Source organism: Arthrobacter sp. NPDC056691, from assembly GCF_042791415.1.
In the GTDB taxonomy this organism is placed as follows: Bacteria; Actinomycetota; Actinomycetes; order Actinomycetales; family Micrococcaceae; genus Arthrobacter.
The window spans coordinates 19,119-45,034 of record NZ_JBHTXX010000041.1; the positions used below are offsets into that span (position 1 = coordinate 19,119).

23 protein-coding genes are annotated in these 25,916 nt (G+C 66.1%); 10 read left to right on the top strand and 13 right to left on the bottom strand.

The window, feature by feature from the left end; translation table 11 throughout:
- Window positions 1-106 precede the first annotated feature (106 nt).
- The gene (locus tag ACFRAU_RS23180; RefSeq protein WP_378001666.1) at window positions 107-1,027 is read left to right on the top strand and encodes an NmrA family NAD(P)-binding protein; all 921 of its coding nucleotides are present in this window, start codon (window positions 107-109) and stop codon (window positions 1,025-1,027) included.
- Window positions 1,028-1,072: 45 nt separating this feature from the next.
- On the opposite strand, the gene ACFRAU_RS23185 is transcribed toward ACFRAU_RS23180, so the two are convergent.
- The 4 genes from ACFRAU_RS23185 to ACFRAU_RS23200 all read right to left on the bottom strand — a co-directional run bounded on the left by ACFRAU_RS23185 (window position 1,073) and on the right by ACFRAU_RS23200 (window position 4,028).
- Window positions 1,073-1,510 (bottom strand): VOC family protein, encoded by a 438-nt coding sequence (locus tag ACFRAU_RS23185; protein WP_378001667.1) that lies wholly within the window; start codon window positions 1,508-1,510, stop codon window positions 1,073-1,075.
- 85 nt (window positions 1,511-1,595) lie between these two features.
- Window positions 1,596-1,871 carry a YciI family protein gene (locus ACFRAU_RS23190; RefSeq protein WP_378001668.1) on the bottom strand — a complete coding sequence of 92 codons (276 nt, stop codon included), beginning with the start codon at window positions 1,869-1,871 and terminating at the stop codon, window positions 1,596-1,598.
- Window positions 1,872-2,867 (bottom strand): Gfo/Idh/MocA family protein, encoded by a 996-nt coding sequence (locus ACFRAU_RS23195; protein WP_378001669.1) that lies wholly within the window; start codon window positions 2,865-2,867, stop codon window positions 1,872-1,874.
- A 105-nt stretch (window positions 2,868-2,972) separates the two neighbouring features.
- Window positions 2,973-4,028 (bottom strand): DNA polymerase IV, encoded by a 1,056-nt coding sequence (locus ACFRAU_RS23200; RefSeq protein WP_378001680.1) that lies wholly within the window; start codon window positions 4,026-4,028, stop codon window positions 2,973-2,975.
- A gap of 189 nt (window positions 4,029-4,217) precedes the next feature.
- Between ACFRAU_RS23200 and ACFRAU_RS23205 the strand changes: the two genes are divergently transcribed.
- Window positions 4,218-5,609: a hypothetical protein gene (locus tag ACFRAU_RS23205; protein WP_378001670.1), complete on the top strand. Its 1,392-nt coding sequence runs from the start codon at window positions 4,218-4,220 to the stop codon at window positions 5,607-5,609.
- Between the two features lie 154 nt (window positions 5,610-5,763).
- Here the strand turns inward: ACFRAU_RS23205 and ACFRAU_RS23210 are convergent, their stop codons facing one another.
- From ACFRAU_RS23210 to ACFRAU_RS23220, 3 genes are all read right to left on the bottom strand, one after another.
- On the bottom strand, window positions 5,764-6,099 hold the full coding sequence (locus tag ACFRAU_RS23210) for a hypothetical protein (RefSeq protein ID WP_378001671.1): 336 nt from the start codon (window positions 6,097-6,099) through the stop codon (window positions 5,764-5,766).
- A gap of 177 nt (window positions 6,100-6,276) precedes the next feature.
- Window positions 6,277-6,465, bottom strand: coding sequence for a hypothetical protein (locus tag ACFRAU_RS23215; RefSeq protein ID WP_378001672.1), 189 nt, complete (start codon window positions 6,463-6,465; stop codon window positions 6,277-6,279).
- 12 nt (window positions 6,466-6,477) lie between these two features.
- A complete protein-coding gene (locus ACFRAU_RS23220) occupies window positions 6,478-8,958 on the bottom strand; it encodes a PEP/pyruvate-binding domain-containing protein (RefSeq protein WP_378001673.1) in 2,481 nt (826 codons plus the stop codon).
- A gap of 330 nt (window positions 8,959-9,288) precedes the next feature.
- Here ACFRAU_RS23220 and ACFRAU_RS23225 point away from each other — a divergent pair, with 330 nt between their 5' ends.
- Window positions 9,289-9,528 (top strand): hypothetical protein, encoded by a 240-nt coding sequence (locus ACFRAU_RS23225; RefSeq protein WP_378001674.1) that lies wholly within the window; start codon window positions 9,289-9,291, stop codon window positions 9,526-9,528.
- A gap of 35 nt (window positions 9,529-9,563) precedes the next feature.
- Here the strand turns inward: ACFRAU_RS23225 and ACFRAU_RS23230 are convergent, their stop codons facing one another.
- Complete coding sequence (locus ACFRAU_RS23230) at window positions 9,564-10,043, bottom strand: hypothetical protein (protein ID WP_378001675.1); 480 nt, start codon at window positions 10,041-10,043, stop codon at window positions 9,564-9,566.
- Window positions 10,044-10,153: 110 nt separating this feature from the next.
- Window positions 10,154-15,688, bottom strand: a complete 5,535-nt coding sequence (locus ACFRAU_RS23235) for a peroxidase family protein (RefSeq protein ID WP_378001676.1) — start codon at window positions 15,686-15,688, stop codon at window positions 10,154-10,156.
- Between the two features lie 592 nt (window positions 15,689-16,280).
- On the opposite strand from ACFRAU_RS23235, the gene ACFRAU_RS23240 reads away from it, so the two are divergent.
- The 3 genes from ACFRAU_RS23240 (at window position 16,281) to ACFRAU_RS23250 (ending at window position 19,004) form a co-directional block, all read left to right on the top strand.
- Window positions 16,281-17,531, top strand: coding sequence for an Nramp family divalent metal transporter (locus ACFRAU_RS23240; protein ID WP_377997668.1), 1,251 nt, complete (start codon window positions 16,281-16,283; stop codon window positions 17,529-17,531).
- A 136-nt stretch (window positions 17,532-17,667) separates the two neighbouring features.
- Window positions 17,668-18,498 (top strand): oxidoreductase, encoded by an 831-nt coding sequence (locus tag ACFRAU_RS23245; RefSeq protein ID WP_377997669.1) that lies wholly within the window; start codon window positions 17,668-17,670, stop codon window positions 18,496-18,498.
- A 56-nt stretch (window positions 18,499-18,554) separates the two neighbouring features.
- Entirely contained in the window at window positions 18,555-19,004 is a 450-nt protein-coding gene (locus ACFRAU_RS23250; RefSeq protein ID WP_377997670.1) for a hypothetical protein, read from the top strand.
- Window positions 19,005-19,022: 18 nt separating this feature from the next.
- On the opposite strand, the gene ACFRAU_RS23255 is transcribed toward ACFRAU_RS23250, so the two are convergent.
- Window positions 19,023-19,328 carry a hypothetical protein gene (locus ACFRAU_RS23255; protein WP_377997671.1) on the bottom strand — a complete coding sequence of 102 codons (306 nt, stop codon included), beginning with the start codon at window positions 19,326-19,328 and terminating at the stop codon, window positions 19,023-19,025.
- A gap of 113 nt (window positions 19,329-19,441) precedes the next feature.
- A complete protein-coding gene (locus ACFRAU_RS23260) occupies window positions 19,442-20,377 on the bottom strand; it encodes an alpha/beta fold hydrolase (protein ID WP_377997672.1) in 936 nt (311 codons plus the stop codon).
- 62 nt (window positions 20,378-20,439) lie between these two features.
- On the opposite strand from ACFRAU_RS23260, the gene ACFRAU_RS23265 reads away from it, so the two are divergent.
- The 3 genes from ACFRAU_RS23265 (at window position 20,440) to ACFRAU_RS23275 (ending at window position 22,235) form a co-directional block, all read left to right on the top strand.
- Complete coding sequence (locus tag ACFRAU_RS23265) at window positions 20,440-21,075, top strand: hypothetical protein (protein ID WP_378001677.1); 636 nt, start codon at window positions 20,440-20,442, stop codon at window positions 21,073-21,075.
- Between the two features lie 72 nt (window positions 21,076-21,147).
- Window positions 21,148-21,753, top strand: a complete 606-nt coding sequence (locus tag ACFRAU_RS23270) for a class I SAM-dependent DNA methyltransferase (RefSeq protein WP_378001678.1) — start codon at window positions 21,148-21,150, stop codon at window positions 21,751-21,753.
- 47 nt (window positions 21,754-21,800) lie between these two features.
- Window positions 21,801-22,235 (top strand): SRPBCC family protein, encoded by a 435-nt coding sequence (locus ACFRAU_RS23275; RefSeq protein ID WP_378001679.1) that lies wholly within the window; start codon window positions 21,801-21,803, stop codon window positions 22,233-22,235.
- Window positions 22,236-22,282: 47 nt separating this feature from the next.
- Here ACFRAU_RS23275 and ACFRAU_RS23280 read toward each other — a convergent pair whose 3' ends face one another.
- Window positions 22,283-23,488, bottom strand: coding sequence for a thiolase family protein (locus ACFRAU_RS23280; RefSeq protein WP_377997676.1), 1,206 nt, complete (start codon window positions 23,486-23,488; stop codon window positions 22,283-22,285).
- A 1-nt stretch (window position 23,489) separates the two neighbouring features.
- A complete protein-coding gene (locus ACFRAU_RS23285; protein ID WP_377997677.1) occupies window positions 23,490-24,896 on the bottom strand; it encodes a class I adenylate-forming enzyme family protein in 1,407 nt (468 codons plus the stop codon).
- A 60-nt stretch (window positions 24,897-24,956) separates the two neighbouring features.
- Here ACFRAU_RS23285 and ACFRAU_RS23290 point away from each other — a divergent pair, with 60 nt between their 5' ends.
- Window positions 24,957-25,853, top strand: a complete 897-nt coding sequence (locus tag ACFRAU_RS23290) for a neutral zinc metallopeptidase (RefSeq protein WP_377997678.1) — start codon at window positions 24,957-24,959, stop codon at window positions 25,851-25,853.
- Window positions 25,854-25,916: the final 63 nt, after the last annotated feature.

Below are 25,916 nucleotides of genomic sequence, written 5' to 3' on the forward strand. Positions count from 1 at the left end.
TCTTTGGCCGACCCCCAGGAAGAGCAACCCGGAAAGCGCATACGCCCGTTGGTAGTCTTTAGCCGATGATCGATTTTCCAACCGGACATCACTTGGGGTGTGAACCATGACCGCAGCGCCACCGCCTCCGGGCACCGTCCTTCTTGCCGGTGCCACCGGCGATCTCGGCGGACGGATCCTGCGGAGTCTGGTCGCATTAGGTGCCAGCGTTCGGGTCCTGACACGAGCAGAGACCAGCACAAGGCAGATTGCACAGCTACACGCCAGGGGCGTCGAGGTGATCCAGACGGATTATGACGATCCGGACGGCCTCCGCAGGGCGTGCACGGATGTTGCCTGCGTGGTCTCCGCGGTCAACGGTCCCGAGAGCGCAATCTTGGGTGCTCAATCGCGCTTGCTGAAGGCGGCGGCCGCGGCGGGTGTGCCCCGGTTTATCCCTTCCGATTTCTCCATCGATTACCGTGGTATCCGGCCCCGAAGCAACCGGAACTTGCAGCTCCGCAGAGACTTCGCACAGGAACTGGACGCGACCGAAATCCGGGCCACATCGATCCTCAGCGGCGCCTTCACCGACATGCTCACCGGGCAGGCTCCAATAATCCTGTCCTCCCGGCGCCGGGTGCTCTTCTGGTCCGACCCCGACCAGGTGCTCGACTTCACCACCAAAGACGACACCGCCACTTACACCGCCGCCGCAGCCCTCGACGAGCGGGCGCCCCGCGTCCTCCAGATCGCCGGGGACCAAGTCACGGCCAGGACCCTGGCATCCACGATGACCGACCTGACGGGCACACAGTTCCGGCCCCTCTATGCGGGCAGCGTGGGTTCCCTGACTCTTATGAGCCGGGCGGTCAGAGCCCTCATGCCAGCTTCTACCGAGCCGTTCCCGCCGTGGCAGGGCATGCAATACTTCGCCAGCATGTTCAGCGGCGACGCGAAGCTGCGTTACACCAACAACGACAGGTACGGCACCCGGAAATGGACGACCGCCCGGGACGTCTTAGGGCAGCACCGCCAGCAGAGTTGACGGCGCAGCCAGCGAAACCCGGCACCCGGGTTCCGGATCCGGGCGTCAGCCTTTCTTCAGTTCCTCGGCGAGCATCACGAGGATTCCGCTGGGACCGCGGAGGTACGTGAGTTTGTAGACGTCTTCGTAGGTCGCCACGCCGCGTAGCGGGCGGCATCCGTGCTTCGCAGCAATCTCAAGGGCTTTGTCGATGTCGTCGACCGAGAAGGCCACGCGGTGCATGCCGATGTCGTTGGGACGGGTTGGGTCCGTCTCGATCGCTTTGGGGTGGATGTATTCGAAGAGCTCCAGTTGGCCATGGCCGTCCGGGGTCTGGAGCATTGCAATCTTGGCGTGGTTGCCGTCAAGTCCGACGGCGGTGTCGGTCCACTCGCCGCTGACCGTGTCACGGCCGACGACCGTGAGACCGAGGTCGGTGAAAAAGGCGATTGTTGCTTCGAGGTCGCGGACGGCGATACCGACGTTCTCAAGTTTGATGGCCATACGTTGAAGCTACCAAGGCGGAGCGATTAGCTCCAGTGCCGAGCCTGCATGATCGTCTGGCCGACCTTGCTCGAGATCGCAGGGCTCACACCCTTGCGCCGGCGGGGCCGTCATGGAAAGCGCGAACCTCCTGCGCGCACCGGCAGGCGACCGCGATCTTCGCTGCCGACTCTACGGCCGCATCGTACGAGGCCAGCTCCAGCACCGAGTAGCCGCCCTCGAGCTGCCTCGTCTGCAGGTAAGTGCCCTCGCTAACGGTCCCGTCGCCGTCGACCATCACGGGCGGGATGCTCTCATCGATGCCGCCGCCGAACACCCAGACTCCGGCATCCTTGGCCTCCTGAACGACTGCGTGCAACAATCAGGCACCGCCCGCTTGTTTCCGCGCTGCGGCGTCGAGGGCTTCCAACACCCGCGCGTTGTTTGCCGCATCCGTGAGGTCGTAGCGGAGCGGCGTACCGTTTAGGGCGCTGTCGGCGAAGTGTTCGGCCATCCGGACGAAATGGTTTTCGCCTTTGACCTGGTGATGGATGGTGTCCTGCCCGAAGTGATGCTCCTCCAGGACGGAGTCCTCCTCCAAGAGCCCAAACGGATTGTCGAGGTAGAGCCTGCCCTCGGTGCCCGTCAGTTCCAAAAAGTTGCGGCGTTCGAGGTTCACTCCGGTATCAAAAAGCGCGGTGGCGCTGCCGGGAAAGCGCAGCATGCCTGCAATGCTGGTGTCGATTTGGCCGCCGTCGTTGGCGTCGCGGTAGTTGCCAAAGGCGGCGACTTCAGCAGGCTCCTGTGACGTGACCATCCGGCTGACGTTGACGCAGTAGCATCCCGTGTCGAAAAGTGCGCCGCCGCCGAGCGCGGAGTACCAGCGGATGTTGTCGTCCCCGCCCGCGTCGAAGGAGTGGCCGACGTGGACAAACGTCAATTTGCCCACGGCACCGGCGGTGAGCAGCTCTTGCAGCTTCTCGAAACGCGGGTGAAAGCGGTACATGAAGCCTTCGAGGACTTTCAGCCCGGTCTCGTCGGCCTTGCGCGCAATCTCCGCAACCTCGGCGGCACTCATCGCCAAGGGTTTTTCACACAGGACGTGCTTGCCTGCGGCCAGGGATTTTAGAATCCACTCGAGATGCAGTGCGTTCGGCAGTGGAATGTAGACGGCGTCGATGTCCGGGGAATCGAGCAGCCCCTGATAGGAGCCAAACGCCTGCGGGATGCCGTGCTTGTCGGCGTATTCCTTCGCCTTTTCCTCGGTGCGGGAAGCAATACCTACAACCTCACCGTTTTTCGTTTCCTGCAACGCCGGAATGGTCTTGCGGACGATGCGGGCGCTGCCCAGAACGCCCCAACGCAGCTTCTCGCTCATTCGACTCTCCTTTTTTCGAAACCTGTCCCGAGTGAGAAGGCTACTGTCGAGGCGGAGGTTCCGCACGCGAACGGGCCGGACAGCTCAAAAATAAGGAAGGAGCCGTCACCATCCACCGCGGGTCGGCGTATGTCCCGTTCGGGCATCGTCGGGCATTGCCATTTCGGCCCGCAGGCCCAGGAGCCGGATCGGACGGCCGGCTTCGATTGCGGCTGCGAGGTCCAAGACACGCGAGAGGATTTCCTTCCGGTCGAAGGTCCCGGGAATCTTCTTCGCGTGGGTCTTGGTGAAGAAGGGCGCGTAGCGAACCTTGAGCGTCAGCCCAATCACGGGGCGTCCTTCGGCCGCCACATCCTCAAGGACGTGCGCTGTCAGCTCCCGCACGGCGTCGTCCACCTGGGCAGGCTCCGTCAGGTCGCGCTGGAAGGTGGTCTCGCGGCTGTGTCCACGGGCAACCCACGGGGTGTCGTCGACTACGCTGGTGCCGTCCCCGCGTCCCAGCTCCGCGTACCAGGGACCCATCCTGGGGCCAAACTCCGGGACCAGGTCCTGGGGGTCGGACGCGGCGAGCTCGGCGACTGTGTTGATGCCGAGTTTGGCCAGCCGGCCCGACACCTTGGTTCCGACGCCCCACAGGTCCCTGGTGGGGCGACTCCCCATGACGTCTAGCCAGTTCCCGGCGGTGAGACGGAAGACGCCGGCCGGCTTACCGAAACCGGTGGCCACCTTGGCCCGGACCAGGGTGTCGCCGATGCCCACGCTGCAATGCAGCTGCGTTCGCTCCAGTACGGCTGCCTGCACCTGCCGGGCGTAGGCTTCCGGACTCTCTGTCTCAGTGCCTACAAAGGCTTCATCCCAACCCAACACCTGCACGGTGGCGCCGGGCTGTGCGCGCAGGGTAGCCATCACCGTTTCAGACGCCGTGAGGTAAGCCTCATGATCGACGGGCAGGATCACAGCGTCTGGTACTTTCCGGGCCGCAATGCGCAGTGGCATTCCGGAACCCACGCCGAACGCCCGGGCTTCGTAGGACGCCGTCGACACCACAGCCCGTTCCGTGGGGTCGCCCCGGCCGCCCACAATGATCGGCCTGCCCGCAAGCTCTGGCCGGCGGAGCACTTCGACCGCCGCGATGAACTGGTCGAGATCGACGTGCAGCACCCACCGGATTCCGCTCACGCCACCAGTCTGCCCTAAACATCCGTGCCAAGCATCGGTCAGCCCGGCTCACAGTCTGCAAGACTGTCGCCCATGATGCAGTCGGTGAATACAACCTCCCACAACGGGATGCCCTCTTACTGGCTGGACAGGAAGGGCCTTTGCACTGGCACCTTGATATTCGGTGTCGGAATGCGCGATGAGCCGCCCGCACTGGCTGGGATCACCCACCTGGTTGAGCATTTGCTGCTCCGCATGGTCCAACCGGTCACAGTACTGCACGGCGGCACGGTGACCACGGATTCTCTTCAGTTCTATGCCTCGGGCCGGCCAGAGGACGTCGCCGGTTTCCTCAACGCGATCGCGGCTGCCGCCTTGACACTCGAAGCCGTCACGGAGGAGGACCTCACGCTCGAAAAGTCCGTTCTCGAGGCCGAGGACCCGCACAAGTTCAGTACTGTCTCCAGCGGCCTGCTCACCTACCGGTTCGGAACGAACGGAGTGGGTGCCGCGCACTTCGGGGCGCCTGCCACCGCCGGCCTTACCAAAGCTGAAACCATCGAATGGGCCGGCCGGTGGCTCACCGCCGGGAACGCCGCCGTTACGTTCACCGGTCCCCTGCCCGCCTCGCTGGACATCCGCCTGCCCACGGGTGTGCCCGTCAGACACCACCAGGATCCACCGCTCGTCACGGCTCCGACCCTGATCAAGTCCCGGAAGCGGGGTATCGCAGTGTCGCTACTGGTGCCCTCCCGCGATGCCGGTCTCCTCTGCGAAGCTCTGCGGTATGAATTGCTGGCCCGGCTCCGGCATTCACGCGGACTGATCTACTCCGTTGAGAACTTCACAACCCCGATCGATGACCGCCTGAGTCAACTCGATCTCATTCTTGATCCCGTCCAGGCAAACACCGTCCCGGCCTTGCAGGAAGGCGTACTGACCCTCCGCGGCATCGCCGAAGCAGGATTCAGCAAGGACGCCGCCCAGTCCGCCCGTAATGCATTGGTATCTGAGCTGGGGTGGGACGAGTACGTTCCCCAGGACTACCTGGATCAACTGGCAATTGACGGACTGCTCGGGCGGAGCACTCCGGACCGGCAGGAATTGCTCGACCGGGCGACAATCATGAGCGCTGCCGAACTCACGAAGATGCTGAGAAACAGCTCGGGCTCGCTGATCATCGCTCTCGATAAGTCCGTGAAGCTTCGCAAGACGGACGCTGCAAAGCTTGGACTCGCGATAGATGGCTACGAGATCTGGCAGCCACTCAAGGACACCGAAGCTGACCACCCGGCCGAGGAAAGTGACGGTGGGCATCCAACGTGGCGCCACAAGTCTTCCGGGGCCACGTTGACGCTTTCTCCAACACGTTTGATCCGGCGCGCTTCGGGTAAAGCGACGACGGTCTCCTTGGCCGATGTCGCCGTCGTTGGTGACCGCAGTTGCGGCTGCGTCTCACTGATGGACCGAAGAGGCAGAAGCTCGGAGCTCAACATGGATGAATGGAAGGCCAGCAAAAAGCTCAGGAGAAAACTGCTCGAAGCATTTCCATCAGGAATCATCCGGTCATTTCCGGAAGATTAGAGGGGAAAGGCGGCGGGAATGGTCTTGCGCTTTAACACTTCGGGTGATCGCAATTGGGGCAGTCAATCTCGGCCACTCGGATCAGGCGTGAGCAGTAGTCCCTGAGGGGGTCAGCTTTAGGGAGCACCAGCCCGAGTGCCCGGGTAGCGGTCGTTCACGTGCCGGGAGTGCCAGGCTCTGCATTGCCGCTTGGCTTGTAGCTTGACGTCCCCATGACCAGAGTCCAGTGCCCATCGGCCCACGAGATCGTAAATTCTGCACCCGCCGTCAGACCCGGTTTCGCTGCCTCGACCGTTGCGAATTCCGGGAAGTCGTTGCTGAACCTGAGCTCAACTCTCTCCGGGTCCCAGCCCCGGACGGTATCGACCAGACGTTGCGAGTCCGGTCGGACGTTGACGAAGACCTCCGGCACGAGCTTCTCGACCTGTTCGACGGACCCGGAGGCGGCAGCCGCCACGACGCTTCGGGCGAATGCCTCGCGTGTTGCCATATCTGGCTGGCTTGGGTCCGGGGCGCAGGACGCCGTGGAGAGTGCCAACAGAATCGCGAGTGCCAGCAGAAGCGTGGCAATTCGCCAGAAACCGTTCCGCGCACTCCTCAACCCTGCCCCGGATTCACGCATGACGCCGACACTACCGCACCACCGATGTCCGCAATGCCGAGTCGGCTACAGCTCACCGCGGGCCGCACGGACCTGTGCCCGGCGGCCCTGCAAATACGGCTCGATGTCAGAGACGCGTCGCTGTGAGACGGCGCTGAGGTCCAGTTCCGTCGTTCCTTCCAGGATCAGGCTCTTGCCATCATGGTGGCCGGCGGCCCACCAACGGCCGGCTTCCCGCCACACTTCGAAAAGCACTTCCTCCGGCCCCTAATCTGCCGCCACGACGGTACCCGCACTGCCGTCCACAACCACGCGCTGTCCCTCGGCCAGGATGCCCGTGCCTGTGCCGGTTCCCATGACGGCGGGGATTCCGTACTCCCTCGCCACAATCGCCGCGTGGGAGCCGAGCCCGCCCATGTCGACGACGACGGCGGCCGCGCGCTGGAACAGCGGCGTCCAGGAAGGATTCGTGTACGGACAAACGAGGACGTCTCCGCTGTGGAGCCGGCCGAACTCGTCCGGTCCCCTGATGATCCGTACCGGTCCCTCGGCACGGCCGCGGCTGGCCGGGGTGCCGGCGACCAGAACGCCGGCAGCACTGCGGCGGTCCTTGAACAGCAGCGCCGTGTCCAGCAGCGGAATCCCCTCGAGCTCGCGGCGCCTGGCCACCCTGGCCTGCACGAGCGGCCGGTAACGGTGCAGGACGGAAGCCGGCAGCGCGCCGCCGTCGTCCGCTATTGCCTCCAGCTCCCCGAACCGCAGTTGGTAGACGTCCTTGACGTCGTCTATCACGCCGGCCGCAACGAGGCGCCGGCCAAGCTCACGGTACGCGCGGCGCATGGGCGGAATGACCTTGGTGGCGTAGAAGTGGCTGTCCTCGCGGAACGCCATGCCTGCCCGGGCGTCGTCGACGGCGGCCATCACCTGCCGCCGGACAGGACCGAACCGAAGGAGCGGATGGCGCTTCAGCTCCGCCAGCGCCGCCCCGGTCTGGTCGGCCGTGGCCGGCCGCTGGCCCAGGAGCACCTTGACCAGACCCAGCACAACGTCGGGGGCGTCGGACCAGGTGGGCGAGCTGCTCAGGACCACACTGACCGTCTCACGGTTCCCGTATTCGCGCAGGAACCCGGCGAACGCCGCACGGAAGGCGGCGTGCGACGGGTCCTGTTCCACAAGCTGCAGCAAGGCCGTTCCGTCGGATGATGCAAAGGCGGCAGCCAGCCCGGGATCCGCACGGACCATCGCGGCCAGCTGCTCCAGGGACCGGTTCGCCCGGCTCGTCATGGTTTCCGCACCCGCGACCAGGGCGGAGGCCAGTCTCACCCTGCCCAGCAGCAGGAGCATCAGGCGCAGCCGAAGCATGGGCAGGAAGATGCCGGGCAGGTAGGAGCTCCGCAGGTCGGTGATGCCCCGCATCGTGGCGAAAGACTCCCGCGCAACGCCCACAACCTCTGGCCAGCGCATGGGTTCGGGGTCCCGTGCGTTGAGCCGGTCCACCTGCTCAAGGAAGGTGGTGAACCGGGGATCGTTCTTCCAGTTGGCTAATTTGAACTGCCGCGCCCGGCGGGCCAGGGTCAGCGGCGCAGCCAGGGTGCGGAGGGTGAGCCGTGGGACCGGCGGCACCAGCTGGACCACCACGCCATCTTCCTCCGGCAGCAGTTCCCCGACCCCGGGGAACCGCACGCCGACGCTCCCGGCCATCCGGTGCAGCATGGCCAGGATCCCCTGCTCCATCCAGCCGGACACATCCAGCGGGTAGGGCCGTTCCTGGAACATCTCGACGAAGAACGGCCCCACCCGCCGCTGGACCTGGTTGAGCCGCAGCGGCTGCGGCGGCAGCGCCGTCATGGGCCGCGACTGCAGTACATGGACCCGGCCACCGGCCACCGCCCACTCGATATCCTGCGGCCGGATGAAATGCTCCTGCGCCCTGCGGCCCAGGTCAGCCAGCTCCCGCAGTTGGTCCGAGGCCAGGGAAGGAACCGGGCTGCGGCTGCCGGGCTGTTCCACCGTGCCGCCGCCTGCGTCCGGGCTGATCACCACCTCGCCACCGCCGGGAGTGAAGCTGCGGATCACGCCCGTGCGGTCCAGCACATAGTGTTCGGGCACCACCCTCCCCGAGACCACCGCCTCCCCCAGGCCCGGGCTGGCGTCCACCACGATCTCGCCGCGCTCACCCGTGACCGGGTTCGCCGTGAACATGACGCCTGCGACGTCGGCCGGCACCATTTTTTGGACGACGACGGCGATAGTCACCCCGCGGGGGTCGGTCCCCTGCCGCTGCCGGTAGGCAATGGCCCGGTCGGTCCAGAGCGATGCCCAGCAGTCAGCAACCGCCTTGGCCACAGCCTCCTCGCCGACGACATTCAGGAACGTGTCCTGCTGGCCGGCGAATGCCGCCCCGGGCAGATCTTCGGCGGTGGCGCTGGAACGGACTGCAACGGCGCCTCCTCCCAGGGCCGCATACTTCTCGCCAATTTCCGTCCGCAAAGGTGCGGGCATGACAAAGCGGGCGAACAGCGCGCGGAGGGCGCCGCCGTCGCGCATGTTTTGATCCATGCCGTCCATGGCCGCCCCGAGCCCCGTTTCTGCGAGGAGCGAGCGGTAGGCGTCCGTGGTAACGATGAATCCAGGAGGCACCGGAAATCCGTGCCGCAGCAGTTCACCCAGGGCTGCACCCTTCCCTCCGGCGGCGGCAAGGTCCCTGCTGCCGAAATCAGCCAAGGGGCCGGTTATCCTTCGTGCCATCCGAGACTCCTTTTGACGGGAAACAGCGCCGCTGCCGGCCGCCCCCGCAGGGCCGTTCGGGCGTGTAAAAGGTACTCCACGGCCGCTTCCCCCGCATAGTGTCCGGGCGTCAAGGACGGCCCTCACTGCCGGGTTGCGCGACGTTACGCATGCCTCTTGACCCCTCCCGGCATCGGGACCAAACTCGTTACTGATTACCAATTTAGAAATTCGTGAATTCCACAGGCTGTGTTTGTTTGGCGGGTTCTGCACGTCATGCGGCGCTCCGGGGCGCGAGCCCCCGGCGGCGGCTGTCAATTTATGTAGGGTCTCAAATCCGAGGAGCACCTCATGGGCCAACGGCCGATTGTTGAGTGGTGGGATGGGCTTGATGAAGTCACGAAGAAGTGGCTTATCGACAACCCCGGTTGCGTGGTTCTTCCGCGGACCGTGGCGAACGTGGTTCACCAGGTCTCGGGCGGCCATGTCGCCCAGGACCAGCATGGCGAACACCAGCTTTCAGCGGCGGAGCAGTCTTTCATCAGGGCGAAAAGCAAAGCTGCCGAGGTATCGGCTGGCAAACGTGCGTGAATCGGCCGGCCTCTTGACCCTTTAGGCCAGCCAAGCTACCGCCTGATGGTCAGGGGCTTTACCGGCAATACACACGACGCGCGCTGCAGGAGAACGACGGCGGCCCCGGCCACCCGGTTGTTCCTGCCGGTGTCGTCGCACCAGTCGATGCTGTACGGCACCGCCGTGACCGCCGCCTGGCCTTTAGTGGTCCGGGCGGGGACGACGAAAGTGTAAGTAAAGCCGCCGCCGTCGTTCATCGCGGAAGTTGCGTTGATGACTTTCGCGCCCGAGGAATCCGTCACGCTGATCTGGATCCGCGCGTTCCCGCCGTAGCGGGGATTGCAGCCCGCATCCTGTGCCTGGACGGTGACGCTGTCCCCCGGCCTGGCTTCTGAAGGCCTCACCGAATAGGGCGGCGGAAAGCAGGGCGGTTCCCCGGCCGGGGAAGGTGCGCAGCCCGCAGCGGACATCATGGCCATTGCGGTGGCCGGAGCAACGGCAGCGAGTGCCCGAAACCGCGAGAAGGAAGCCACACTGCCATTATGGCCGGCGGAGCATACAGCAGCACAGCACAAGGAACGGGGACCGCCTGCAACAGACGGTCCCCGTTCCTTGGTTACTGCGGATCAGTGGCTCCTTCTGATCACCGCGTTCCGGTGGTGAAGGTCCAGCTCCGCGGGACGAACGGGTTGCCGGCCAGGTCACTTACTGACGAGATCGACATCGTGTAGGTCCGGTTTGCCGCCAGCGTCACCGACGGGTTCAGCGTCACTGTCCGGGTGGCGTTGTTGTAGCTCACCACAGCGGGAATGACCGTTGTGCCCAGCCGCAGCGCCACTGTTCCCGTGCTGGCGCCGGTGATCGCTTCGCTGAAGCGGGCGGTCACATTAGCCGTCCGGGACACGCCCCGTGCCGAGATCCCGGGGCTGACCGAGGTCAGTGTCGGGGCCGGTCCGGTGGTGAACGTCCAGGACGTGGATGCCATCGTGTTGCCCGCCGTGTCACGGATCGACGAGACAGCCAGGCTGTACGTGCGGTCCGCGAGCAGGTTGGCGTTCGGGTTGACGGTAACTGTCCTGGTCGCGTTGTTGTACGTCACACCCGACTGGACAATCGTGCTGCCGAGCCGCAGGACCACGGTTCCGCTGGTGACGTTGGCTACCGGTTCACTGAAGGTGACAGTCAGGTTGTTGGCCTGGCTGACGGACTTTGCGGCGGCTGCCGGGGTCCGTGCGGTGATCGTCGGGGCGACGAACTCCGTCCGTGGCGTGGCAACTGCCGTCCGGGCCGACCTTGCACCGGTGCCGGCGGAGTTGACCGCAGCCACATCGAAGGTGTAGCCGGTGGCGTTGATCAGCCCGTCCACGACGGCGCCTGTGCCGGTTCCGACGGTCAGTGTCCTGGCCGGGGTGGTCGCGGCACCGACGAACGTGCGGATCTCGTAGCCGGTGATGGCAGCACCGCCGTCGGAGGCCGGGACGGTCCAAGCCAGCGTGGCTGCCGCGTTGCCCGCCGTCGCCGTAAGGGCGGTGGGAGCGCCGGGGGCTACCGGGGCTGGCGGCTCAACCGTCGGGGCCGGAATCACCACGTTGGATGCTACCGAGAACGGGCTCGTACCTTGGGCGTTCGTTGCCGACACCTGGAACACGTACTTGTTCCCGTTGGTCAGGCCCGTCACTACCAGGCTGGTGTCCGTCCCAGCCGCGGTGAGCAGTGCGCCCACCTGCACGCCGGCCGGGTTCGTCGTCACGTCAAGCACCTTCACGTTGAAGCTGCTGGCGACACCGACGGTCGGCGCGGTCCAGGTAACGGTGGCCCGGGCGTTGCCGGCCGTCGCGACGCCGATGGCCGGCGCGTTGGTGACCACGGTATCGGAGAACGCGAGGGTCTCGATGTTCCGCAGCGTGTCCGTTCCGTCGGCGCCGACGTTGTCGGTCACCGTGGTGGTGGAACCGGCTGAGCCGAGGGTGCCGTCGCCGCCGGTGGTGGTGACCGTGTAGTTGGCCGCCGGTCCGGAGAACACCGCAGTGTCGATGTTGCCCGCGGTCTGTGCCGCCGTCGGAGTGATGACTTCGCGTACTGCCACCAGGTTGCCCGGATCGATCACGCCGGCCGCAACATCAGCTTCCAGGGTGTGGGTGTTGCCAGCCTGGTAGGTGTGCTCCATGAGGTCGGTGCTGCCGATTTCGGTGGCCGGGTCCGCCGGGTTGGTGCGGACGCTGATCCGGACCTGGACGTAACGGTCGCCGTCAAGGACATCGTTGGCGCCGCGGCCCTCGAGCCGGTCGCTGCCGAGGCCGCCGAGCAGGATGTTGCCGTCGCCCCAGACCGGGCCCGAGAGCGGGCAGGCTCCCATTGCCGAAGCTGCAGCGATGGGTTCCAGCGGGGTGGAAGGTGCCGGAAGGATGTCCCCCAGGCCTGCGATCCTGTCGATACCGGTCTGGTCGATGACGTCGCAGCCACTGAAGCCCGCACCGCCCACGGCGCTGGGCACGACGTCGTCGCCCTTGATCACGTCATCGAAAGCGGAACCGGAGTTGGCTTCCGTTTCCTGCCAGCGGTCGCGGTTGACCACAATCTGGAGCGGCAGACCAGCCAGGTTCTGGTTGATCTTCATGTCATCGTTGGCACCCACCGTGTCGTACTGGTGGATGGCCCAGTCGAACCCGGCCGCACCGGCGAACCGGTCGATCGCTGCGTTGGCTGCCATGATGTCGTCGCCGCCCTCGGCGTCGTAGTCGTTCTCGCCGACCTGGCCGACCATGATGTCGTTGCCCGGCTTGGTCTGCGCCGGGTCATCGAAGAACGGAGCTCCGTGGTCGCCCTGGAGCAGGTCCTGGCCGGAGCCGCCCTGGATCCAGTCGTCCCCGCCGTCGCCGAACACAGCGTCCGCACCGTCACCGGCCCGGATGAAGTCGTTGCCGGGGCCGGCAAACGTCTCGTTGTCGTTGGCGCCGCCATTCATGAAGTCCTGGCCGTCGCCGCCCATCATGATGTCGTCGCCGATGCCGGCATTGATGTAGTCATTGCCGGGACCGCCCTTGAGCGTGTCGGCGCCGGACAGGTCGGTGATCCTGTCGTTGCCTTCGCCGCCAAGCGCCACGTCGTCGCCACCCTGGCCTTCAATGACGTCGTTTCCGGCATTGCCCCAGAACGTGTCATTGTCGTTGCCGCCGGTGATCCGGTCCACGCCGTCAGTGCCGTTGTATACGGACTGGCCGTTGATGCCCGAGGGATCGACGGTGTTCTTTTCCTGGTACTGGATGGTGCCGTCCGGCTTGCGCAGGAGCAGCGCGTTCTCGTTGCAGTCGGTGGTGGTGATGTCGTCGGCAACGGTCGGACCCGAGGCGGTGAAGCCGGCCGGCGTGCCGGCCAGGTTGCCCAGCTGGAACTTGCAGTCCGCCGTCGCAAACACGTCAGCCTTCAGCGTGTTCACGCCGTCGGTGTTGCGCATGATCATCTCGGAGAAGCTGTTCCCCTCGAGCTGGGTGCGCAGGTTCATGCCGGGCGTGCGGGCCAGGTAGTACAGCCGGTCGCCGTTCTGGAGGTCCGTGAGCTGGTTCTCGAACACGTAGTTGAACGTGCTGCCGAGGAGACCGCCGAAGAGGTTGGTCTTCTCCGCCAGGCCGCCGACCCACAGGTCAACCTTGTTCAGGCCCGTTTCCTGGTTGGCCCAGGCTCCGGAGCTGTTCATGAAGTCGATCATGTCTGCCGTGGGAGGCGTGGCGCCCGGACCCGGATCAACAATGGCCTTTGCGGCTGCCCGCTTGTCCGCCAGCGTCGTGGCGCTGACGATCGTCGGGTAGGTGCCGTAGGCGGCCACGAAGTTGATCAGCGACTCCGGGTGCTTGATGTTCTGCCCGTAGTCGGCCCAGCTGGTGTACGGGGCAACCTGCCCGTCACCGCTGGCGTCGTGGATCTGGCGGCGTACCTCGTTCAGCGGCGGGACGCCGGCTTCACGGGCGCGGGTCATGTTGATGGTCGCCAGGTCGAGCGGCAGGCCCAGCAGGTTGTTGCGGAGCGTGTCGGTAACAAACTCATCGAGCTCGTTGCCGGACTGGTCACTCATGCCCATGACCACTGCTCCGGCCGCCTGCTCCGAGGTGAGCTGGCCGCCATGCCCGTCGTTGGTGTACGACGGCGGGTTCAGGAAGCCGTTCAGCAGCGGGATCGAGTTGTCGGTCCCGTCCGGGTTGGTGCGGGCGATGGTCTCGGTCAGCATCGAGTGCCCGAACCGGTACACCGCGTGGGCGAACTCTGCGTGGATAGCCGCGTTGACGTCCGTGTGGTAGACGTGGAACGGCTGGATGGCCGGCTGGACCTTGCGGGCAAACTCCTCGAAGACGAGGTGCTGGTATTCCATCTCGGTGACGAAACGGGCGGCCTGGAAGAGGCGTTCGCCGTTCCAGCCATCAGCACCGGCTGCCAGCTTCCACTCGGCAAGGGCAGCGATGCCGGTGACCGAAGTGTCGTTGGCCAGGGTGTTCTTGAAGTCGTCCACGAGCCGGTCGTGTTCGGAGTGGAAAATCTGGTGGATGGTGGTCAGGCCGATGTTCTCGTTGACGCGGCCGTCACCGGCGATGAAGTGCGCGTTCAGCATTTCGTCGTCGTAGGTGCCGGGGGGCTGGCTGGCGAAGTCAGCCGAGGCCACAGTGTCGGCGTCGGGCACCGGCGCGACCGGCGGGGTTGCCGGGTTGTGGTCCGTGTCCTGTGGGGACGGGTCCGCGTTGTGCGCGATGTCCGTCAGGAACGGGGTGTCGAAGTACCGGACGTTGGCCGGCACCAGGGTGCCGAGGCCGCCGTTGTCGGCGCGGTCGGCTTCAACGAGTCCGGTCGCGGTTACGAACTGCGGCAGCCCGCGGGCGGGACCGGGGATGAACTTGCCGTAGGGGTCGACTGCGAGCTGCGGCACGTTGAGGACGTCCTTGTCCAGCAGTTGGATGCCGAGCAGGGTCTTTGCCTGTTCCTTGACGGTGGCCCAGGTTGCCATGCCGTTCGCGGCATTGGTGCCTGCCTCGCCGCCGAGCAGCTTGCCCGTGGACACCGGCTTGCCGTCGGGGTCGTTGACGTACTGGCGGACGAAGACCTGGTGGGACGGGTGCGAGGTGTAGGTCTGCGACTGGTCCACGTACGGGGAGTCCGTGTTGGTCGCATTCTGTTCATCGTCGGCCGTGCCCATGATGCCGTCGGGCCCGGGCTGGTTCTGTGCGCGGGTCAGCACCATGAAGCGCTGGTTGGCGGGCAGGTCGTCGGCGTTGCCGAAGACGTGGTCCGGCCCGGCGACCAGCGGGTCATCGTCCCGGAGCGGCACGAACACGTTGCCGCCGCTCTTGACGGTCTGGTCCACGCCGTGGTCGAAGAACTGGCCGAAGAGCGTGAACATCGAGTTGTAGGGTGGTGAGAGGCCGACGTCGGTGGTGACGTTCGGGATGAACAGCGTGTTGTGCGACGGCACGCAGCCGGCCGGAACACCAGCCACCGGCGGGCTGGCCAGCGGATCCGGGTCGGTGGTGCAGGGGTGAACGCCCACGTTGCCCTGGGTGCGGACCGGGAAGCCGGCGGCAGCCACGGCTGCAGGGTTGGTGGAGGTCTGGTCCACGATCAGGTTACTGATGTCGCGCGGCTTGCTGTCGAAAACGTTCCCGCTCTTTTGCTTGTAAGAGGTAGGGCCGGCGGGACCGAAACCGGCGGGCACGGGGTCTGCATCGTTGAAGACCGGCGTGGTGTAGCGGGGGAACTTCTGATCAGCGGCGCCATAGGTTTCACGCCCGGCCAGGAGGTTGTTGCAGGATCCGTCGACCGTACGGAGACCGTACGATGTCAGCGCATCGGGGATCTGGTTGGGACCCGAACCGATGAGGGCGCCACAGGGGCCGGTGGCCGACGTCGTGTTGGCCACATGGGCCTCGGCGATCTTGATCTGCTTGAGGATGAAGGCGAGGTCCGACGCCGTGACGGTGAAGCCCTGGCCAACCGGGGCGGTGACTGCCTGGGCGGCGATGGTCGCTGATTGGCCAAGGGCCGCGACCAGGGAGATGGCGACGCCGGCGGCGACCACACGGTTGGGGGCGCCGAAGAGGCTCCTCTGGCTCCCATATGCGTGCTTCGGGCGCCGTGGCGCTCCACGGGACGCCGTCCGATCACCTCCGATGGCTTTTATTGGGTGGAACGCTTTCATGACGCACCTGCCTATTTTGTTGAGTGGACGTTCTGATTGAACGTTGCATTGGACGGTGCCAGATTGCGGACGTTGCCTTACGGAAACCTTGGGCCGTTTTTGCCGGTCAGGACGCCTTTCGCATCGGCGCCGAGGGCTGCGCCCGGTGCTTACTAGGGCGATTCAACGGCGCGGCGGCCACGCCCTCCCCCAGATCAGGGGGTCCAACCCCGCCAGACAGCCGGCCCGGCCGGGGCTTTCCGCAGGTGGCCCTGCCTAGGCTCGCCCGCCGCTTGGAGCCCGCCTGCCGGCGCACCTGGCAGGCAGGCAATCCCGCGTGATTCTCAGGGAATTCCCAGCTGTTAACAAGCCTGTCCGAAGGATTGCTTTGGAACCTTGTCCCCAGTTGCCACACAGATTCGTGGGACTGCCGCTAGGAAGGCCCCGCACGTCCTCACACCGAGGTGTGCGGGGCACTCTCCTCATGAGGGCACAGGAGGGACGCCTACTGACCGGAACCAGCATCTCCCTGCCCGCCTAATCCCTACTTTTCGGTACACCTAAATCTCGGCTATCCTCGTCTTATCGGTACCCCCAATGACGAGGATGAATGATGGCTGTTTCGACCCTTTCAGAACGCACCGCACCTGCCCGGGTCTGGTCGCGCCTGCTGTTGCTGGGTCCGGCGTTCGTGGCGGCCATCGCCTACGTCGATCCGGGCAACGTGGCGGCGAACCTGACGGCCGGGGCGAGCTACGGTTACCTGCTGGTCTGGGTGCTCGTGGCAGCCAACGCCATGGCCGTGCTGGTGCAATACCAGTCCGCCAAGCTGGGTCTGGCCACCGGCATGAGCCTTCCCGAGATCCTGGGCAAGCGGCTGGGTAACCGACGCCGGCGGGCGTATTGGGCCCAGGCGGAAATAGTGGCCGGAGCCACCGATATGGCAGAGGTGATTGGTGGAGCTGTCGCACTGAACCTGCTGTTTGGACTTCCCCTGCTGGCCGGTGGCATCATCATCGGCCTCGCGTCGATGCTGCTGCTGTCTCTGCAGTCGAACAGGAGCCAGAAGTCGTTTGAAGTGGCCATCCTGATCCTGCTCGGCGTGATCGCCGTCGGGTTTGTGTCCGGCCTGTTCGTGAATCCGCCGGACGCCGGCAACGCCCTGACCGGCCTGGTGCCGCGCTTCGAGGGAACGGACACCATCCTGCTCGCCGCGAGCATGCTTGGCGCGACGGTGATGCCCCACGCCATTTACCTGCATTCCGCCCTCGCCCGTGACCGGCACGGCTTCTCCGAGAACCCTGTGGTCCGGACCCGCCTGATCCGCGCCACCCGGTTCGACGTGGCCGGCGCCCTGCTGCTTGCCGGCGTCGTCAACATCGCCATGCTGCTGCTGGCAGCGTCCAGCCTGCGCGGCGTGGAAGGGACAGACACCATCGCCGGCGCGCATGCGGCCGTGACGTCGGCACTGGGCCCGGCGATCGGCGTCGTGTTCGCCATCGGACTGCTTGCCTCGGGCCTGGCCTCCACTTCCGTCGGCTGCTACGCCGGCGCCACCATCATGGGCGGCCTGCTGAAGGTCCGAATTCCACTGCTGACGCGTCGGGTGATCACCCTGATTCCGGCGCTGGTGATCCTCGGAGCGGGCATCGAGCCGACGCTGGCGCTGGTCCTGAGCCAGGTGCTCCTCAGTTTCGGTATCCCGTTCGCGCTGATTCCGCTGATCCGGCTCACCGGGAAGCGCGAAGTCATGGGCATCCACACCGATTCCACGCCGCTGAAGATCGCCGGCTGGACCAGCGCCACGCTCATCGTCGGCCTGAACTGCGTGCTGATCGTCCTGACAGTGCTCGGCGTGTCCTGACGTCCCGCCTCACCTCTGGAAGGGTCCTGCCCGCTCCGGGAGGTACTGCCATTACCCGTATCAACAGCCACTCCCGCGCCAGCCGGCAGTGCGGTTAGCTGGAGGGGTGACAGTCCACCAACGGAAGGTAGATCCCATGACTACATGGCTCATCACAGGCTGCTCAACGGGACTCGGCCGGGCCCTCGCCCAGGCAGTGCTCGCCCACGGCCACAACGCCGTGGTCACCGCACGGAACGTCAACGCGGTGAAGGACGTCGCAGCCGAGTTCCCTGACACCGCCCTGGCCCTCCCCCTCGATGTCACCGACAAGGAACAGATCAGCTCGGCGGTGCAGCAGGCGCAGTCCCGGTTCGGCAGCATCGACGTCCTGGTCAACAACGCCGGCTACGGCTACCGTGCCGCCGTGGAAGAAGCGGACGACGCCGACATCCGCCAGCTGTTCGACACGAACCTTTTCAGCGCCGTCGACATGATCAAAGCAGTCCTGCCGGACATGCGTGCAAAGCGGGCGGGGGCGATCCTGAACATCTCTTCGATCGGCGCGCGCATCTCGCCTGCCGGTTCCGGCTACTACTCCGCCACCAAGGCGGCCCTGGAGGGCCTTTCGGGTTCGCTGCACAAGGAACTTCAGCCGCTCGGCATCAGTGTCACCGCCATCGAACCCGGCGCGTTCCGCACCGACTTCGCCGGCCGTTCGCTTGCGCAGTCCGTAACGGCGATTCCGGACTACGCGGAGACGGCCGGCAAGCGCCGCAAGGAACATGACACCGTCCATGGCACGCAGCCCGGGGACCCGGGCAAGGCAGCGAAGGCGATCATCGCCGTCGTCGAAAGCCCCAACCCGCCGTCGCTGCTGGTTCTCGGCCAGGACGCCTACGGTGCATTTGCCGCCGTCGCAGACGCGCAGCGCGCGGAGCTGGACCAGTGGCGCGAACTGGGCCTCAGCACGGGCATCGAAGGATAACAACCGGCACGGCTTGGCGGTGCCTGGCTGCCGGCCCCGCATGCGAGAATCGGCGGATGGATGATCCGGAGGCCCCCTTAGTTGACTGGCCTTCGCTGCTTTTCGCACTCCTCACCGATTCTGTTGTTGTCTGGGGGCCGGCGGCCGCCACGTACTCTCTTGCACCAGGACACCAGGTCCCGGCCGCCGTCGCTCTCGTGCTGGTGGCGAGTGCAGTGAACTGGGCGCTCTACTCCCGCGGAACGACGCTCGGCACCTACCTCGGCGGCTTCCGTCTCCGGACGCGGCGGCGTCAGGCGCCAGGGCGGCGGTATGGCCTCGCGCTTGCCGCCATCAACCTTGGTTCCCTACCCGCGCTGGCGGTGCTGGTCGCCATCAGCTACGCGCCTGTATCCGATGCCTCAGGCCCGTTGGGAAGGGCCGACAGCTACCCTCTCCTTGGCGAGCAAATCCGACGGCGCCGATTCCTGCAGGCCGCCGATGATTACTGGGAGCGCTGGAGCTGACGGTCGCTCGCCCGCCGCCTACTCGGCTTCGAAGCCGAGGCGGTCGCGGACAAGCTTCGCGACGACGGCGGCGTGCTGGTTCTTGTCCGATCGGGCTTCCGGCGTCAGCGTCGCCAGATATGCGACGTAAGCAGCTGTCCGGGTGTCGTATGCCGCGGCGCGCGTTTCGAGTGCGAGGGCAAGGGTGGCGTGGGCCTGGGCCAGCCTGATCTGCAGTTCGGCGTCGACGTCGGCGCCTGAGAGCGCCTGCTCGGCGGCGGAGAGAAAGGACCGGGCGACGTCGGCGTGCTCGTTCGCGGCGCGCTGGCCAAGGTCTGGCTGCATTGGAACTGCCTCTCTTTGTTCAGCTCCAGGCTCAACCCGCGACCTGCGGACGCGGGATGTGGAGTAAGCCTAAAGCACAGTGTCCGGCTCCGTTATACCCCCTGCCTGTCTCGTCAGGACAGACCAGCCGCGATGTCTTCGACAGCGTAGATGAGTGCGGCCATTGATTCCGGGCCGCCATGCCCTTCGTTCTCGACGACGATGAGCCGGCTCCCTTCCCAGCGCTGATGAAGCTTCCATGGCGTGATGACAGGGCCGCTCACGTCTTTCCGGCCGTGAATGAGATAGCCGGGAATTCCGTTGAGCTGGTGGACCCTTTCCATGATGGCCTGCCCGCCGGTGAGAAAAGCGTCCTGGGACCAGTAGTGGGTGACAAGAACGGCGAAGGTCATGCGCCTGCGGGCGTCGTCGAACATCGCGCCGGGCTGCCACAGCGGATCCAGCGAGATGTGCGTCGACTCCCACCGGTCCCATGCCAGGGCTGCAGCCCCGGCGTCGTCCCGGTCTTGGCCCGCCAGCCTGCGGGCGTAAGCGTCAACCACCCGTTCCCCGGGCCGGCACTTGGCCTGGCTTGAGAACTCCGCCCATGCCTCAGGGAAGATCCGGCCCACGCCCTCGGTGATCCACTGAACCTCGTCACGGCTCGTCGTGGTCACGGCCATCAGCGCGACCCCATGCACACGGTTCCGGTGCTGAAGCGCATATGCCAGGGCGAGCGTGCTGCCCCATGACACCCCCGTGACGATCCATTTCTCTACCCCGAGGTGCTGGCGTACGGCCTCGATGTCCCCGATCAGGGCCTGGGTGGTGTTGGCCGGCAGGGAGCCCAGGTCGTCCTGGACGGCCGGCGTGCTCATCCCACAGCCGCGCTGGTGCAGGCCGATGGTCCGGAATCTTGAAGCGTCATGGCGGGTCCGGTAGCCCTGGCCCGGAGAAGCGCCGGGGCCGCCATGGAGGAAGAGCACGGGAATCCCCGCCGGACTCCCCGACGTCTCCCAATAGATTTCCGCCCCGCGGACTTTTACCCGGCCGGCGTTCTCCCCTGTCATTCAGCCAAGGCTACGAGATGGACCGCGGCAAGGGTAGGGTCGGTGCAGGCGTCGGATTGGGAATGGGGGAACCGATGAGGCTTGAGGGCAGTGGCGTCGGAAATGTGGTGGAACGGACTGCCGTAACGCACCGGACCGCGTCGGCCCGCCCGCTCGCCGTGGCCCTGTGGCTGTTTGCTGCCGGAACACTCGCATGGCTGCTGGTTGCCGGAGCCACCAAAACCGCAGCCGACGCAGCGCCCTGGCTGGTGCTGGTGTCGTGGTTCGCCTATGTCGCCCAGTGGCGGCCGTGCCTGCGCGCTGACGGCCACGGGTTTGAAGTGATCAACGGTTTGCGCTGCCACCGGATACCGTTCGCGGCGATCGAGGACATCGAGGTCCGCTACACTACGGTCATCTGTGCATCCGGCAAGAGGTACGTCTGTTGGGGTGCTCCCACGCCTCCGACTGCGTTTGGGTCCGGGTTCCAGCATGTCAGCGACTTGAAAAGCCGCCCATACACCATCCTGCCGAGCAACGAACGGATCAGCCAGCCTGAGACGGTAACCGGACGCGACGCCATTGTGGCCGCGTGGCATAACGCCCGCTATGCCGGAATCACCCGCGGCCCGGATGGAGTCACGTCGAGCTGGAACATACCTGCGATCGCCGTAGGAGTTCTTGCAGTCCTGTCGGTGGTTGTTGCGGCGTGCTTCTAGGCACCTGCCTGTCTTGGAGCGCGCGCGTCCAGGCCGCACACGATTCTCCGGATCGATCGGTAGGCTCGTGTGGTGACAGACGTGCGGGTTCAGGCCGCCTACTCCGATCGTGCGGCGGAATACACAGCCCTTTTCGGGTCGGCTGACACAGCCCATGAGCAGGATCGGCTGCTTATTTCGCGCTGGTCACAGTCACTTGGTGGTCCAGCTGTTGACGCAGGTTGCGGTCCAGGGCACTGGACCGCATTTCTCGCCGACCACGGCGTGGACGTTGAGGGCGTCGACCTGGTTCCGGTGTTCATCGAAAAAGCTCGACGGCGGTTTCCGGCCACATACTTTCGCGTGGCCACACTCCGCGCATTGGACGTCCCGAACGGACATCTGACAGGCATCCTCGCCTGGTATTCGTTGATCCATTTCGAGTCCGCCGAATTGTCTCTCGTTCTTGGCGAGTTCGCCCGTTGCATCAGGACAGGGGGCAGCATTCTCCTCGGATTCTTCAACGGGCCGGCTGGCGAATCATTCCCGCACGCAGTCACCACCGCGTACTACTGGTCCGTGGACGCCATGAGTCAGCACCTCGTCGCCGCCGGCTTTGAAGTCCAAGAAATCCACGCCCGCAGCGAAGCGGAAAATCGCCCGCACGCGGCCATAGTCGCCGTCCGGACCACCCCATAGGATCACTAGGGAGGCGGCGACCCGCGAACAACCCCGAGAGGAACCACATGGCCCACGCTGAAAACGAAGTGACCATCAACCGGCCCGCTACGGAGGTGTTCGCATTCCTGGCTGACGGACTGAACAATCCAAAGTGGCGGACCGGCGTGCAAAGCATTGCGCTCAAGGAGGGCGTGGCGGGTGAATCCGGTGCCGTCTACAGCCAGACTCTGACCGGGCCGAAGGGACGGCCCCTGCAGGGCGACTACAAGATCACCGATGCCCAGCCCGGGCGGCTCTTGGGCTTTCAGGTGGTTGCTGGTCCGGCGCGCCCGGTCGGCAGGTACGCGCTGACGGAGACCGGCGACGGTACCCGGGTCCATTTCAGTCTTGACCTCAAGCTGCCGGTCCTCATGCGGGTCCTGGACTCCCTCGTGACGAAGACCATGGAGTCCGAGGTCGCCCAGCTCAGGAACCTCAAAGAAATCATCGAGGCCGGCTAGGTTTCTGCCCGGCAACACTCTGACGGTGCCGACCGCCTGCCTGCGGCTTACAGTCGGATGTGGCGGAACAGCGCCGCAGTCCCCATGCCGCCGGCGATGCTGATCATGGCCAGGGCCAGCTTTCCCGCAGGGGCCGCGGCAGGTTCCTGCCGGGCCTGCGCCAGCAGCCGGGTGACCAGCACGGCACCGGACGCGCCATACGCGTGACCCAATGCCAGCGCCCCGCCGTCGGCGTTGGCGCGGAGCGGATCAATGCCCAGGTGGTCCAGGCACGCGAGCGTCTGCGAGGCGAACGCCTCGTTGAATTCCACGAAGTCCACGTCTGCCGCGTCCACGGCCTGCGCGGCCAGCAACCGTGCGGCGGCGGCTGCGGCACCGATGCCCAGCAGATGCGGTTCCACCCCGGCTGTGTCCGTGCCCAGCACGGCCAGCCCGTCGGCAGCGCCCAGTTCCCGGGCCCTGGCCAGGGAGGTGATGACGACGGCGGCCGCCCCGTCCGCGTCGAAGCACGAGTTTCCGGCGGTGACAGTCCCGGACTCCACGAACGCCGCGGGAAACCGGGCCATCAGGGCCTCGCTGAGTTTGGGGCGGGGGCCGTCGTCGTCCGTCACTGACGCCGTGACCGCTCCGGAAGCACCAGGCAGAGCCACCGTCTCCCGCACAAACGTGCCTGCGGCCTGCGCGGCCACCGCCCTGCGGTGGCTGTAGAGCGCAAATTCGTCCTGCCGGACCCGGCTGATGCCGTACTCCCTCGCCACATTCTCGGCAGCGACGCCCATGTCCGGATCGCCATGGCCGTGCGGCGCAAACTGGGCGCGGCTGAAGAAGGCAGGTTCGCCGTCGTCGTTCCGGTGCGCACGCAGCGGCGCGGTGCTGATGCTCTCAACGCCGCCCGCAAGATAGGTGCCGCCACCGGCCGCGACGAGCCGCGACGCGAGGACGATGGCGTCCAGGCCCGAGCCGCATTGCCGGTCAACCGTCAGGCCGGGAACGGTGACGGGCAAACCGGACTCGAGGGCCGCAAGCCGCGCGACATTGCCGCCGGCGCCCACAGCATTGCCGATGACCACGTCCGCCACATCGCCCGCGCCAACCCCTGTTTCGGCAAGCAGCGCCGTGAGGACCGGGGCCAGCAGCTCATGGGAGCGCAGGTGCTTCAGCGCGCCGTTCGCCCGGCAGACGGGTGTGCGCAGCGCGGCGATGACCACCGGCTGCCGCTCGTCGGGGAGCACGGGCCCCACGCCGGAAGACATGCTAGACAAGGTGCCGGACCCGGCTGTCACGGGCCGCGATCCAGTCGAGCAGCAGGCGGCGGCTGACCTTGCCGCGGTCCGTCACCGGAAGTTCGTCGAGCGCGTAGTACTGCAGAGGCCGCTTGTCCTTGGCCAGGACGTCCTCCAGTCCGGTCTTGAGCTGCGTGGCCGTGACCCCGCCATGCGACGGAACAATGCCCGCCACCACGCGCTGGCCGCGGAGGTCATCATCCATTCCGGCGGCAATGGCCGATGCCACCCCGGGGACTGAGGACAGCGCCAGCTCCACCTCGTGCGGGTAGACGTTCTTGCCTGCGGTGATGATCATGTCGGCGCGGCGGCCGAGGATGTGCAGCACCCCGTCCGACAGGTAGCCCTGGTCCCCCACGGTGAACCAGCCGTCGAAGCAGCGCAGCGCCTGGCCGTCGTCGCCCCAGAGGTAGCCGTTGCTGACCATCCCGCTTTGTACGCTGATGTTGCCGGCCGCCCCGTCGGGGAGCTCCATGCCGGCGTCGTCCAGGATCCGCACCTCGACGCCCGGGAACGGCCGGCCGATCGCGGTGCTGCCGGCGGCGAACGGCTCCCCCGCCGCCAGACCGGCGCCGGAGACGAAGCTCAGCTCCGAGGCGCCGTAGTACTCGAAGATGGTGGCATGCGGGGCCCACCGGCGGGCGGCCTCCAGCGTGCGCGCGTCCAGCTTCGAGCCCGCACAGATGATGGTCCGGACACCCGACGCGTCCACGCAGCCCAGCAGTCCGCGTTCGCTGAGCAGACGCAGCATGGTGGGAACCAGCACCAGCCGGGTGATGCCGTCGTGGGTGATCGCGGCGTGGACGTCCCCGACGTCGAAGGATTCAAGGGTGTGGAACTCAGAGCCGGCGTAGAGGCACTCGGCCAGGGCGTAGAGGTTGAGGCTTGCGGCCAGCGGGCCAGGCGCCAGCGTTTTGTCCTGCTGGCTGAGCCCGAAAAACTCCATCGAGGCTTCGAAGGACTCCTGCCAGGAACGCCGCGAACGGGTAAATGCCTTGGGCACGGAGGTGGTCCCGGAGGTCAGACCGATGAGGAACGAGGCCGCAGGGTTGCCGTCTGCCAGTTCAATGCCGGCGCTCCCGGGAACAGGGTCAACGCCGCTTCCCAGGCGCTGGACGATCTCGTCCTGAAGGGCTTCGGGCCAGGTCGGGTCCAGGACAGCGCATTCACGGTCACCGGCAACGGCGGCGGCGAAATCAACCGCGAACCGGGTGGAATTGGGCTTGGCGAGGACGGTGATTGGAGCCGTGGTGCCGGCTGCAGCGGCCTGCGCACCGTCGCGCAGTCCGGCCCAGCTGAGCCGTTTTCCGGCCACGACGACGGCGGTGTCGTCGGGGCGTTCATCGGCCCAACGCTGAAGGTTGTTGAGAAAAGGCATCGGATCAACTTTACCGGGCTGAATCCGCCACTGCCCTGCGGTGAAGACTATTGTGACAACATGAGCTTCAATGACGGGGTCGAGCTGGACCCATCCCAGGTGGAAGACCGCCGCGGCGGTGGACTTGGCCGCGGCACAAAGATCGGCGGAGGCATCGGGGGCGGCGTCGTCCTGCTCCTTGCGGCCCTGTTCGGCATCAACCCGCAGCTGCTTGGCGGACTCCTGGGCACCGGGCAGGAACAGCCCGCCCAGAGCACGGGAACGCCCCTCACCCAGTGCAAGCTGGGTTCCGACGCGGACAAGGACCTCGACTGCCGGATTGCCGGGACGGTGAACAGCCTCAACGCGTTCTGGCCGGCCTATCTCGCGGACTACAACGTGAAGTACCCGCGGCCGAAGGCTGTGCTGTTCGAGGGTGCCACGCGCACCGGCTGCGGCACGGCCACGTCCGAGGTGGGCCCGTTCTACTGCCCGCCGGACACCACCGCCTACTTCGATCCCGGGTTCTTCCAGGACCTCGTGACCCGCTTCGGTTCCTCGGGCGGCCCGCTGGCCCAGGAATACGTGGTGGCCCACGAGTTCGGCCACCACATCCAGAACATCCTCGGCGACCTGGACAAGGCCCAGCAGGACCCGCAGGGCGCAGGCTCCGGCGCCGTCCGGGTGGAGCTGCAGGCCGACTGCTATGCGGGGCTCTGGACCCGGTACGCCACCACCCAGAAGGACCCGAAGACCGGCAAGCCGTTCCTGGAGCCGCTCAAGCAGCAGGACCTGAACGACGCCCTCTCGGCCGCCTCCGCCGTCGGCGACGACCGGATCCAGAAAGCCGCCACGGGACGCGTCAGCCCCGAAGGCTGGACGCACGGGTCCAGCGCGCAGCGGCAGAAGTGGTTCTACCAGGGCTACAAGACCGGCGACATCAACCAGTGCGACACGTTCAGCGCCGCGACGCTCTAAAACCTGACCGACTGCTCCGTAGGTGCCCTTTTGACCGGTCAAAAGGGCACCTACGGAGCAGTC